The organism is Methylomonas sp. EFPC3, assembly GCF_029643245.1.
Classification (GTDB): Bacteria; Pseudomonadota; Gammaproteobacteria; order Methylococcales; family Methylomonadaceae; genus Methylomonas; species Methylomonas koyamae_B.
In genome coordinates this window covers 3,666,284-3,679,292 of the sequence record NZ_CP116398.1, presented here as the reverse complement: position 1 = coordinate 3,679,292, position 13,009 = coordinate 3,666,284, and the positions used below count along the sequence as shown (strand labels likewise).

At 55.4% G+C, this 13,009-nt stretch carries 7 protein-coding genes and 1 pseudogene; 4 read left to right on the top strand and 4 right to left on the bottom strand.

Going from position 1 to position 13,009, the window contains the following annotated elements:
- Nucleotides 1-155: 155 nt before the first annotated feature.
- The gene (locus PL263_RS16575) at nucleotides 156-935 is read left to right on the top strand and encodes an IS110 family transposase (protein WP_278210422.1); all 780 of its coding nucleotides are present in this window, start codon (nucleotides 156-158) and stop codon (nucleotides 933-935) included.
- A 118-nt stretch (nucleotides 936-1,053) separates the two neighbouring features.
- A pseudogene (locus PL263_RS16570) lies at nucleotides 1,054-1,323 on the top strand (transposase); the annotation flags it as partial.
- A gap of 893 nt (nucleotides 1,324-2,216) precedes the next feature.
- On the opposite strand, the gene PL263_RS16565 reads toward PL263_RS16570, so the two are convergent.
- The 3 genes from PL263_RS16565 to PL263_RS16555 all read right to left on the bottom strand — a co-directional run bounded on the left by PL263_RS16565 (nucleotide 2,217) and on the right by PL263_RS16555 (nucleotide 5,581).
- A complete protein-coding gene (locus tag PL263_RS16565; protein WP_278210420.1) occupies nucleotides 2,217-2,807 on the bottom strand; it encodes a hypothetical protein in 591 nt (196 codons plus the stop codon).
- Nucleotides 2,808-2,896: 89 nt separating this feature from the next.
- Nucleotides 2,897-3,244 carry a hypothetical protein gene (locus PL263_RS16560; RefSeq protein ID WP_278210419.1) on the bottom strand — a complete coding sequence of 116 codons (348 nt, stop codon included), beginning with the start codon at nucleotides 3,242-3,244 and terminating at the stop codon, nucleotides 2,897-2,899.
- 1,302 nt (nucleotides 3,245-4,546) lie between these two features.
- On the bottom strand, nucleotides 4,547-5,581 hold the full coding sequence (locus PL263_RS16555; RefSeq protein WP_278210418.1) for an IS110 family transposase: 1,035 nt from the start codon (nucleotides 5,579-5,581) through the stop codon (nucleotides 4,547-4,549).
- Between the two features lie 408 nt (nucleotides 5,582-5,989).
- On the opposite strand from PL263_RS16555, the gene PL263_RS16550 reads away from it, so the two are divergent.
- Together PL263_RS16550 and PL263_RS16545 are read left to right on the top strand one after the other, a co-directional pair.
- Nucleotides 5,990-7,939 (top strand): serine/threonine protein kinase, encoded by a 1,950-nt coding sequence (locus PL263_RS16550; protein ID WP_278210416.1) that lies wholly within the window; start codon nucleotides 5,990-5,992, stop codon nucleotides 7,937-7,939.
- A 79-nt stretch (nucleotides 7,940-8,018) separates the two neighbouring features.
- Complete coding sequence (locus tag PL263_RS16545; RefSeq protein WP_278210414.1) at nucleotides 8,019-8,576, top strand: C40 family peptidase; 558 nt, start codon at nucleotides 8,019-8,021, stop codon at nucleotides 8,574-8,576.
- On the opposite strand, the gene PL263_RS16540 is transcribed toward PL263_RS16545, so the two are convergent.
- Nucleotides 8,573-13,006, bottom strand: coding sequence for an EAL domain-containing protein (locus PL263_RS16540; RefSeq protein WP_278210413.1), 4,434 nt, complete (start codon nucleotides 13,004-13,006; stop codon nucleotides 8,573-8,575). The genes PL263_RS16545 and PL263_RS16540 overlap by 4 nt on opposite strands.
- Between the last annotated feature and the right edge of the window lie 3 nt (nucleotides 13,007-13,009).

Genomic DNA, 13,009 nt, shown 5'->3' with positions numbered 1-13,009 from the left:
AAATCAGCCACAACTTTGATTGTAAAAAGGGGGGCATAAAAAGGGAGTCAGATCTAGAAATACTAGACCTAATGGAATGGTCCGCCCCACTTCACCAACCGGCTCAAGTGGGCCAAGATAGTCATTTTAAAATGACAGTTGAATTAGCGCCGATCATGAAAGAAACAAAAAATAAAGAGATCAAGGTATTAGGCATCGACTTGGCCAAGCAAAGCTTCCATGTATACGGTGTAGATGAAGCCGGCCGGAAGGTCATCAGCAAGAAGCTCAATCGCGCGCAACTGACCGCTTTTGTTGCTAACTTGGAGCCTTGTCTAATCGGGCTCGAAGCCTGCGGTGGTGCGCATCATTGGGTAAGAGTATTCACCCAATACGGTCATCAGGTGCGCATGATGGCACCTCAGTTCGTCAAACCGTATGTGAAATCGAACAAAAACGACGCGGTCGATGCGGAAGCCATCTGCGAGGCCGTGCAAAGACCGAACATGCGCTTCGTGCCGGTCAAACAGATCGAACAACAAGATATCCAAAGCCTCCATCGGGTTCGCAGCCAATTGGTCGACAGACGAACCGCGCAAGCCAATCAGATTCGGGGCCTGTTGCTGGAGTATGGTTTGGTGATAGCCAAAGGAATTGGCCAGGTTAGAAAAGCGATACCCGTGATTCTCGAAGATGCCGATCAGACGTTAACGCCGCTGTTTCGGGAGTTGCTCAACGAGCTATACCAAGAGCTAATCCATTTGGATGAAAAAATCGCTTCGATTGAACGCAAACTGGCTGCGATCTGTACACAAAACGAAGATTGTCAGCGGTTATTGAGCATTCCGGGTATAGGCGTGTTAACGGCAACGGCGTTGATTGCCGCCATTGGCGACATCAAGGTATTCAAAAGCGGGCGCGAGTTAGCGGCCTGGTTAGGCCTAGCAGGTTGGTGAAAAACCATATTTCAGACGCTAATTTTGGCCAGCTTAATCAATATATAGTGTCTGAAGCATCATGCTTCAACTAAATACAGACTGAGTTAGGGTCAAAAATGAGTTTTTCACCAACCTGCTAGTGCCGAAGCAATATTCCACCGGCGGCAAATCGACCCTGTTAGGCATTAGTAAGCGCGGCGACAGCTATCTAGGTACGTTGCTGATTCACGGCGGACGTTCGGTCTCGCGAATAGCACACCGGCATCAGGATACGCGCAACCGTTGGATCGGTAGTATCAAGCAGCGACGCGGCGAGAACATTTCGAACGTGGCAGTCGCCAACAAGAATGCGCGAATTGCTTGGGCATTGTTGACCAACAAAGAAGGCTACCGGGTAGCCGCATGAGGGAACAAGCTATGAATTTATTTGAAGCACTCAAGCGGGGCGCCGCCCCGCGCCGTGCGGCTTACCCCGCCCTCGCCGGGAGGCAGGGTACGAAAGGCTTCGCACCCTGCACCAAGGGTAGAGCCGGTTTCGAGTGGATCAAGGACTACTCGGCGCGAGCGCCTGCGTTCCTCCTTGATCCATTCGAAACCGGCAAGAACAGCAAGTTATCAGTAACGACTATGTAAAGCAGGCAAAATAGGCAACCGTTTCAACGAATTGCGGAGATAAAGTTCAAGTGATGGCATAAAAGGTAACCCCTGCATTCCATAGAACCTGACGGGGTCTAGCAGGTTGGTGAAAAACTCTTTTTTGGCTTTGAATGACTCTATATTTAGTGATGATGAAGCCGATTTCCTACTAAACGTTGGTTCGATTGAGCAAAATTAGCGTCTCAAATATAGTTTTTCACCAACCTGCTAGGGCTCTTTAGAAGCCGAAGATCTGATGAGGTCGGAATGCGCGAAGTCCATCAGGGCCCGAGGTCGTTTAATCCTCAATTACAGGCCGGATATATGGGCGCAATATTTTCTTTATGTTACTGGTGAATTTTTTCTGGCAATACGGGGCGGACCATATATGACCCTGTTTTCCTCGTGGCGTTCCTGCCTCTTTTTCTTTGCTCCATATTTGTTGCTCTTGTTCTAATGTTAGCTTTATATGAGAGGGAACTGGATCAGTTTCTAAATTTGACAGTCCCCACCAATATACGAGCATTGGCGATAACAGTATCACTATAAAGAGCCCTATAAATATGAAACCCAACTTCCTAATCATGATTTACACATAACGTTTGAATTCACCGGACTGGCGCGGCTTGCCGCGACAGGTCCGGTGGAATGATTGGTTGGGCGTCACTGCACTGCCACCCATTCAGTGGGCAGTTGATGCCGCGGTTGCTGGGGAAAACGCGCGGCCAAATCTTGCTTCTTTAGCCGCTCACGCCGAATACTGCCGCCCACCGCCCATGCCTCTACTGATTCGCAAAAGTCGGCTCGTAGTCTCGAAGGCACGTGAAACGTAGCGTCGTAGGCAGCGATGATCTCCAAGTCTTGAATCTCCGGATCATGCACAAGGGTTGTTCCCAGGACGTTGCGACCCTTCCAAAGGGTAACGGTAAGCGTTCCAACAGGCCATTGAACCAGCACCGGTTCTTCAAGCAATTCAGGTCGCAGCTCTTGCCGTCCGAGATTGAGCCACTTTCCTGCGCGAAGTGCGGTACCAATTGAGGGGTGGATGACGCAGAATCTGGACATGAGCGGAGCTGCCAAAGCTTCCTGAACATGGACTTCCCGACTACGAAATTTGAAGAACCCCATCTGTTTGTTTGGTGCAACTTGGCCGTAGTAGAGATAAGAGTCGTCACCATCGATGGCGTACATCACGCCGGACTTCAGGTCGGCCCGAGCCTTCGGTGAGGGTGGGAACGGCGGGACAAGATTCATGTGAGGGTTTGTGACGCCCAACGCAGAGCTAACCGGCGCGAGCGGTAGCGAGCGTCACGGTTGAGCGTCTGGTTAGCCGTGCAGATAAATTACTTTTTATATGTTACTGTCAACGTTCCGGTTGCCAGGTTTTTGGCAATTTCGTAATCAGGGTCCCATGTTGCCAGATTGTGAATGCCAATTCCAATAGCGGAAGCCCAACCTCCTATTACGGTTGGTGAAATTGGAATCGCTGCTGCAGCAACCGTAGCAGAACGGCCTTTTGTATATACCCTACATTTTAGGCCTTTTGATTCTATTTCTTTTTCAATGGCCTTGACTGCTTCGCCAAAATGTATCCTGGGAATATCCTCAAGCACAAAAGACTTCCTTTCATTAATCAGGCTGTCGATCTTTTCGTCAGAAATTGATTTAATCGAGAAAACGCCAGTATCCATTTTTGCTCCTCTTCTTGTCTCAGGTTTTGCGGTTAAATAATGGCTAACGAATAGAGTTAACCTGCCAAAATGGAGCGAAGCGGAGTTTTGGTCAGGTTGAACGACTGGTTAAATGCCGTAGCGACATTTCGAAACAACAATTCTGATTCAAGCAAAGAAACTCGACTGACGCTGAAAATCATGGCTTAACCTGGAGGGAAAAACCTTGTCTGGTTGAACGCATGTTAACCTGCAAGGTTTTTCCCTCCAGGTAGTAGCATATTTTCATGATTTCTTCAGCTATTATTTGCCGTTTCTTCGCAATCATCTTTTATTGTTTTCTAAGCCTTTTGAGATTGGCCCGCATTTAACGAATAGAGTTAACCTGCCAAAATGGAGCGAAGCGGAGTTTTGGTCAGGTTGAACGACTGGTTAAATGCCGTAGCGACATTTCGAAACAACAATTCTGATTCAAGCAAAGAAACTCGACTGACGCTGAAAATCATGGCTTAACCTGGAGGGAAAAACCTTGTCTGGTTGAACGCATGTTAACCTGCAAGGTTTTTCCCTCCAGGTAATAGCATATTTTCATGATTTCTTCAGCTATTATTTGCCGTTTCTTCGCAATCATCTTTTATTGTTTTCTAAGCCTTTTGAGATTGGCCCGCATTTAACTATTGATTATCAGGCAAATCTGCCCGACAAGTTGATATTGCCGGCCATTTCGGGCACTTTTGCCCTGATAACCGCCAAATTGGGCACATCTGCCTTGATAACCGGATATTTGCCATAAATTCTGGCACATTTGCCTCTACAGAAACAACAGAAAGGGGTCATATATGGTCCGCCCCGTATTGCCAGAAAAAAATTCACCAGTAACATAAAGAAAATATTGCGCCCATATATCCGGCCTGTAATTGAGGATTAAACGACCTCGGGCCCTGATGGACTTCGCGCATTCCGACCTCATCAGGTCTTCGGCTTCTAAAGAGCCCTAGACCCCGTCAGGTTCTATGGAATGCAGGGGTTACCTTTTATGCCATCACTTGAACTTTATCTCCGCAATTCGTTGAAACGGTTGCCTATTTTGCCTGCTTTACATAGTCGTTACTGATAACTTGCTGTTCTTGCCGGTTTCGAATGGATCAAGGAGGAACGCAGGCGCTCGCGCCGAGTAGTCCTTGATCCACTCGAAACCGGCTCTACCCTTGGTGCAGGGTGCGAAGCCTTTCGTACCCTGCCTCCCGGCGAGGGCGGGGTAAGCCGCACGGCGCGGGGCGGCGCCCCGCTTGAGTGCTTCAAATAAATTCATAGCTTGTTCCCTCATGCGGCTGCCCGGTAGCCTTCTTTGTTGGTCAACAATGCCCAAGCAATTCGCGCATTCTTGTTGGCGACTGCCACGTTCGAAATGTTCTCGCCGCGTCGCTGCTTGATACTACCGATCCAACGGTTGCGCGTATCCTGATGCCGGTGTGCTATTCGCGAGACCGAACGTCCGCCGTGAATCAGCAACGTACCTAGATAGCTGTCGCCGCGCTTACTAATGCCTAACAGGGTCGATTTGCCGCCGGTGGAATATTGCTTCGGCACTAGGCCTAACCAGGCCGCTAACTCGCGCCCGCTTTTGAATACCTTGATGTCGCCAATGGCGGCAATCAACGCCGTTGCCGTTAACACGCCTATACCCGGAATGCTCAATAACCGCTGACAATCTTCATTTTGTGTACAGATCGCAGCCAGTTTGCGTTCAATCGAAGCGATTTTTTCATCCAAATGGATTAGCTCTTGGTATAGCTCGTTGAGCAACTCCCGAAACAGCGGCGTTAACGTCTGATCGGCATCTTCGAGAATCACGGGTATCGCTTTTCTAACCTGGCCAATTCCTTTGGCTATCACCAAACCATACTCCAGCAACAGGCCCCGAATCTGATTGGCTTGCGCGGTTCGTCTGTCGACCAATTGGCTGCGAACCCGATGGAGGCTTTGGATATCTTGTTGTTCGATCTGTTTGACCGGCACGAAGCGCATGTTCGGTCTTTGCACGGCCTCGCAGATGGCTTCCGCATCGACCGCGTCGTTTTTGTTCGATTTCACATACGGTTTGACGAACTGAGGTGCCATCATGCGCACCTGATGACCGTATTGGGTGAATACTCTTACCCAATGATGCGCACCACCGCAGGCTTCGAGCCCGATTAGACAAGGCTCCAAGTTAGCAACAAAAGCGGTCAGTTGCGCGCGATTGAGCTTCTTGCTGATGACCTTCCGGCCGGCTTCATCTACACCGTATACATGGAAGCTTTGCTTGGCCAAGTCGATGCCTAATACCTTGATCTCTTTATTTTTTGTTTCTTTCATGATCGGCGCTAATTCAACTGTCATTTTAAAATGACTATCTTGGCCCACTTGAGCCGGTTGGTGAAGTGGGGCGGACCATTCCATTAGGTCTAGAAACATAGCAAAACCTTTCAAGGATGCTTAATTGCTAGACCTGACCCCGTTCTGCAATACGCCGGGTGGTTTCGAGGTTTTGGCGGATTGTCGCTATCGCTCCGAATCCGCCTTACGGCCTTTGACATTTCAATCTCCGCTTAGGTGAAGTTCTGCTTTTTATCGCCCCCTACACAATCGCGATCTAAACCAGTCCGCCGACAAAGCCAAATCCGCCGCATAAGCCAGCAAAAATCCGCATTTTGCCGACCATTACGAAACGCGGCAAATCCGGCCGCCTATACTTGGCAAGTCCTAATTTTGCGAAGCGCAACCATGGCTCCGGAAGACGATATTACCCGTATGCTGCCGCTGGACGACGTCACGATCATCAAGTCGCGTCCGCAGCGCCGGACCTCGGACGACGTTCCGGAGGCTGAAGATCATTACGGCGGCGATTATGCGTTGCGCGGCGCGGTCGGTGCCGGCGGCGTCGGCCGGGTGTTGCTGGGCTTCGATCAGCGCATCGGCCGGGAAGTGGCGATCAAGGAAATGCTGGATCAGGCCGCCAACGAAGACATGGCCTTGAATGCGCGCTTTCTGCGCGAAGCCCGTATTACCGGCCGGCTGGAGCATCCGAGCATCGTCCCGGTCTACGACCTGGGCGTCAAACAAAGCGGCGCGCCGTATTACGTGATGCGGCTGGTGCGTGGCGATACGCTGGCCAAGGCCCTGAAAGAATGCAACAACGAGCCGTTGGCCGAACATGCCTTATCCAAACGCCTGGCCCTGCTCGACCGGGTGATCGACGTCTGCGAGGCCCTGGCCTACGCCCATTCCAAAGGCGTCGTGCACCGCGACCTCAAACCCGGCAATATCGTGTTGGGGCCGTTCGGCGAGACCATCGTGCTGGACTGGGGCCTGGCTAAAGTCGAAAACGAAGCGGAAACGCCGCTGCCGGCGTCGCACCCGCAACACCACGACGCCGATCTGACCCAATTTGGCGACATCCTCGGCACGCCGGCCTATATGGCGCCGGAGCAGGCCGATCCGGAGTTTGGCGAGATCGATGCCCGCTCCGACGTCTTCGCCCTCGGCTGCATCCTTTACTACCTGCTGAACGGCCGGCCGCCGCTGCAAGGCAATGCCGACCAGATCATGTCGCAATTGGTCTCGGCGGCGTCGATGCCGGACGCCCGCAATCCCAAGCTGGCCGCCCCGGCCGAATTGATCGCGATCTGCAACAAGGCGCTGTCCAAACGCCAAAGCCTGCGCTTTAAAGACGCCGGCGCGCTGGCCGAAGAGTTGCGAGCCTTCCGCGACGGCCGTCTGGTCAATACCTATGCCTATACCCGCGGCGAATTGCTGCGCCGCTTCATCGCCCGCAACAAACTCGCGCTGTCGGCCAGCGCCGCGGTGTTGATTTCGATCCTGGCCGGCGCCGGATTGGCGTTCAAGTTCGGTGTCGAAGCGCATCAAGCCCGGCAAGTAGCTGAAGCCGAGGGCGAGCTTGCCAAACAACAGCAGCAACGCGCCGAGCAAGCGCTGGCCGACGTGACCCGCATTTCCAACGCCAACCTGAGCAGCGCCGACGCGATTGCCGCCAAAATCGGCGCCGAATTGGAAAACACTCAGGCCGGCTTGGTGCAAACCGCCGCGCAGTTCAAATCCGCCGCCGAACTGACCGGCGCGGGGCCGTTACTCGAAAGCTTGTTGGCGCAATTGCCGCGCCTGACCAGCGTAGCCGCAACCCGCGCACCGGGTACCATTGTCGCGGTAGCGCCGGCCAAATATCGGCAAGCGATCGGCAGCGACACTTCGCAACTGGAGCACAACCGGCAGGTATTGCAAACCGGCGAACCGGCCCTCAGTCGAGTCTATCCGGCACCGGAAGGCTATCAGGCCATCACCTTGGTGGCCCCTGTCAGAATCGGCAACACGCTAGCCGGCTTCGTTTCCGGACGCTTTAAAGCCGCCGAGTTATTGGGTGAGTTATTGGCACCGGAACTGCAACTGCCGGGCCGAACCATCTGGGTGATACAGGACGACGGCTTGATTTTGTTCGATACCGACCGCGACGAAATCGGTTTGAATCTGTTCCGCGAGGAACGCTACGCCGCGTTGCCGGAATTGCGCGAACTGGCCAGACATATCGCCGCCCAGGATGCCGGCGTCGGTTATTACCAGAATCCGGCTGCATACAGCGGCCGCCGTATTGGCTCATGGGTCAGCCTGAGACCGGTTGCCAACCGGGAATGGAAAGTCGTGGTGCTGGAAGCGTGGTAAGCCAAACCAGAATCGGCGAGCGCACCGCGTCCGGACCCACTATACTAAGCGCGATTCGCCTACGTTGTTGATACTGCCGATGTTCAAATCTTGTTCGGATTTTCGGATTTGCCGTTCCGCCGGCCCGTGGCTGCTGGCCCTAGCGCTTGGTCAATTGGCCGGTTGCGCCAGCACCGAAAAGGCGCCGCCGCCGATTAACCTGCCGCAAACCGAAGGCGGCAACCGGATGGCCGTGGCCGAAGCGCTGCAATTGCAGGGCGCGCCCTATGTTTACGGCGGCGAGTCGCCCAGCGAAGGTTTCGATTGCAGCGGCCTGGTGTATTACGTGTACTACCGCCAAGGTTTGCGCCTGCCGCGCGATACCCAATCGTTGGCGCGGCAACTGCCGGCCGTGGCGCCGGAACAGCGCCTGCCCGGCGACCTGTTGTTTTTCAATACCGAACGGCCCTACTCCCACGTCGGCATTTATATCGGCGGCGAACAATTCGTCCATGCGCCGAGCGCCCGCAGCGGCCGGGTCATGGTCTCCGACCTGCGCCAGCCGTATTGGCGCGAGCGCTTCATCGGCGTGCGCCGGCCGCTCAACCGCCAAGCCTTGTCCTTCAACGACCTTGGCGCCGGCTGCGGCTTCAATTAACCCCGGTCGCTCGTTCTGCCAATCAACGCCGAAAACTCGTCGGCAGGCATTGGTTTACCGAACAGATAGCCTTGCGCCTGCTTGCAATGGTTTTGCTGCAAATACTTTGCCTGTTCGGCAGTTTCCACACCCTCGGCGATAACCTCGAATTTTAAAATCCCGGCGATCGAAATGATCACTCGCACGATCGCCGCGGCATCGTCGTCGTGCATGATGTTGGCGACAAAGGATTTGTCGATCTTCAGTTTGTCGAATACAAACTGTTTCAGTTGGTTCAAACTGGAATAGCCGGTGCCGAAATCGTCTATGGATATCTGCATCCCCGCGGCCTTCAACCGCGCCAGAATTTCACGCTTTTGTTCCGGATGGCGGATGAACAGGCTTTCGGTCAATTCCAATTCCAGATACTCGGCCGCCAGCCCGGATTCGCGCAAAATCGCGATCACTTGTTCGGCAAAGTCGCCTCGGTCCAACTGCTTGGCCGAGACGTTGACCGCGACCACGAACGGCGGATGGCCGCTTTGTTGCCACTGCCGGTTCTGCCGGCAAGCCTCGCGCAGCACCCAGGCGCCGATCTCTTCGATCAAGCCAATCTCCTCCGCCACCGGAATAAACTGGTCGGGGGATATCATACCCAGCTCCGGATGCCGCCAACGAATCAAGGCCTCGGCGCCTATGACGCGGCCGGAGTCCAAATCGATCTGCGGCTGGTAATGCAGAAAGAATTCGCGGCGCTGCAAGGCCCGGCGCAAATCGCTTTCCAGGCGCAATTTGCTGGAAACCGCAAACTCCATGCTCTGTTCGTAGAAGCAAAAGGTATTGCCCTGCTCCTTGGCCCGGTACATCGCGGTGTCGGCGTGCTTAACCAGCAGGCCGCTGTCCTTGCCATCGTAAGGGGACAAGGAAATGCCGATACTGGAGCTGATATAAAACTCCTGCCCCATCAACCCGAACGGCTTGGCGATGGCGTTACAGATTTTTTGCGCCACCGCCGCGGCATCCTGCGGATTGCCGATATGCTCCAGCAACAGGATGAATTCGTCGCCGCCGAAGCGCGACACCATATCCTCGCGGCGGACGCAGGCCTGTATCCGTTCGGCGGCGGCCTTCAGCATCAGGTCGCCGACATCGTGGCCCATCGTGTCGTTGGTGAGTTTGAACCGGTCCAGATCCAGAAACAGCACCGCGTGCTGGGCCGGCACCGCCGCCGGTTTGGCCAGCACCCGGTTCAAGCGTTCCATAAACTGCACCCGGTTGGGCAGATTGGTCAACGGATCGTGGTAGGCCAGCCGGTTCAAACTGCGCTGGCTTTGGCTGGCTTTCAGCAAATGGGCGATACGCTTGCGCAACACCGTGAAATGAATCGGCTTGGGAATGAAATCGTTCGCGCCGGTGGAGAAGGCCAATTCGACCGAATGTTCGTTCTCCAGCGCAGTGATCATCAGAATCGGCACCTCCGCGCCGTGCGGTAATGCGCGGATGGCTTTGCAAGCGGCGAATCCGTCCATTTCCGGCATCATCGCGTCCATCAAAATCAGATCGGCCATTTGCCGTGCGCACAAAGCCACGGCCTGCCGGCCGGTGACGGCCACATCGACGGTATAGCCGTCCTGTTGCAAGATGTCCTGCAAAGCCACGCGCAAAACCCGGTCGTCGTCGGCCACCAGCACCCGCGGCCCGATCTGCGCCAGCGCTTGCTCGCCGGTCGGCTCGGCGTCGATTTCCGCCAGCAGCAGCCGTTCCAGCGCGCGGAACTCGGTCAGCAAGCTCTCGGCCATGCGCTCGGCGCCCGCGGCCAAGGCACCGTTTTCGGCCGCCAATTCCAATTGGCGGGCCGTTGCCGCCAGTCTTTCCCCGCCCAAACTACCGGCAGCGCCTTTCAAGGCGTGCGCCAGTTCCCGCAACCGGCCCAAGTCCGCGTCCCGCACAGCCTGACCGATTTGCGCGATCTGCAGCGGTGCATCCTCCACAAAAAAGCGGATCATTTTGGGGTATGCGCCGCCGACTTCCTCCCGTAGTTGTGCCAAGGTTTCGCGGTCCAGGGTCGCAGGTTCGGCTCCGGCAGATGCCGCCGCGGCGTCGCTTGCCTCGGCCAGCGGCAGCCGCCGATTTTCGCTGTGGTTAAGCAATTTTTGCCGCAAGGCCTTCAGCTTGATCGGTTTAGCAAGGAAATCGTCCATGCCGGCGGAACGGCACTGCTCTTCGTCGCCGCGCAGGGCGTTGGCTGTCATCGCGATGATCGGCACCCGACCCGGCGCCCCCGGTAACGCCCGGATACGGCGCGTGGCTTCAAAGCCATCGATGCCGGGCATGTGGCAGTCCATCAGTACCACGTCGAACGTTGCGGATTCCACCCTCTCCAAGGCTTCCGCCCCGGAGGCCGCGATTTGGTAACGGCAGCCCAAGCGTTCCAGCATGCCGGCCGCCACCATTTGCCCGGCCCGGTTGTCCTCCACCACTAAGACGTTCAAGGCCAATGCCGATCTGTCGAAGGCTGCTTGCGCTTCTTCACCGCCGGTTAGGACCTGCGAACAATCGGCAGTCAATAAGTCATGTAGATCGGCCGCCGTTACTTCCCCAGGAAAACAGGCCGCTAAATACGGTAAATCGGGCAGCCCTTCTACGGAGGCGGCATGATTCAACACGATGAACCTGGTCTCCTCCCAGCCGCCGCCAATCCGCTCCAGCCATTGGTGTGCCGAAGCGCTTGCCATATCGACCACTGCAAAACGGTAGGCTTGACCCTGGTCGCGGCCGACCTGCAATAGTTCGGCCGCATGACAGTCGAAACCGCTAAGGTGGTAACGAACCTGCCATTCTGCGAGATTGCCCGTCAGGAAACGGCCGGTTTGCTCGTTATCGGTCACTACCAGAATGTTCAGGTGAGCAAAACAATCCCGCCGCGCATTGGACAAGATTACACTTCCGCCCGGAGCCCGGAACGGTAAACTAAACCAAAACCGACTCCCAAGGCCAAGCCGGCTGTCGACTCCGATGTTCCCGCCCATCAGCTGTACCAGCTGTCGGCAAATTGCCAGCCCCAGGCCCGCACCTTCGTAATGGCGGGTAGTGGAGCCGTCGGCTTGCACGAAAGCGTCGAAAATCCGGTCTTGCGCCTCTGCCGGAATCCCCATGCCGGTATCGGTAACGCTAAAGGTCAGCAACAGTTGAGCGTCACCGGCCGACGCTGCCTCCACGCCGATTTCGATCTCGCCTTGATCGGTGAATTTCAGTGCATTACCGACCAAATTGAGCAAAACTTGGCGAACTCGGCTCGCTTCGCCAGTTAGCTGTTCCGGCACACCGTCGGCAATTTCGTAGCGCAGCTGCAGGTTCTTGCGCCTGGCCTGGGCCGCCATCAGTTCAACCACCTCCTGCACGATTTCCTGCAACACGAAATCGCTGGACTGCGGCTTTAACATGCCGGACTCGATCCGCGAAAAATCCAGAATGTCCTCGATCAATTTCAGCAGCGCCTCGCCGGCGTTACGAGCGACTGTCGAGTATTCCAATTGCTTGGGCGTCAGTCCCATGTCTTGCAACAACTCCAGCATGCCCAACACCGCATTCAACGGCGTCCGCAACTCGTGGCTGACATTGGCTGCGAATTCGCCTTTCAAGCGGGCCGATTCCAAGGCTTTGTCGCGTGCGCGCTCCAATAACTCTTCGCGGGTCTCCAAGACCTGCATCATGGCATTGAACGCCGCCCCCATGTCGGTAATATCGCGCGGCCCGGACAATTTTGCTCTGACATGCTTCTCGCCGGCAGATGCCTTGCCCATCCGCTTCGCCAATTGCTGGATCGGCAAGGTCAGGCGGCGGGCCATGGTCAGCAAAAACACGAAAGACACCAGGGCGGCGGCGGCGGAAACCGCCAGGGTGACGAATTGAATCTGCCGTTTCATGGCCAGCAACGAGCGTTTGCCGACCGCCAACCGCACATAGCCGATCAGTTCCTGCGCCGGGCTCTGCGCCTCGAACGGCGACGCCGTTTCGCCGCCACGTCTGGCAAAGACCGGCGCAGCAAAATACCAAGCGCGTTCTGTTTCCGCCACCAATTGTAAGGTCTCGGGCCATACTGATTCGTTGTCACCCGCCGGTAAAGTCGACTCGCCCATTTCCAGCAAAGCCTGACGATCCGTGTTGTAAATCGCCACACCCCTGACATCCGGCGAAGACAAAAACCGTTTGGCCGGTTCTTCGGCATTTTCGCGGCTGGCATAGAGCAGAGCCACCGTGCTTTGGGCGGCGAAGGCTTCCGTAGACTGCCGGCCTTGCGCCAGCCATTTGTCGCGGACCACGCCGTACGACAGCTCAGAGATACCGAACGAGGACAACAACGAAACCACTAAAAGGCCGCAAGTAAAGGCTACTGCCAGTTGCTGCAGAAAACTCGACCGGCGAAAACTGAACCCCAATCTTGGCGGCATCGG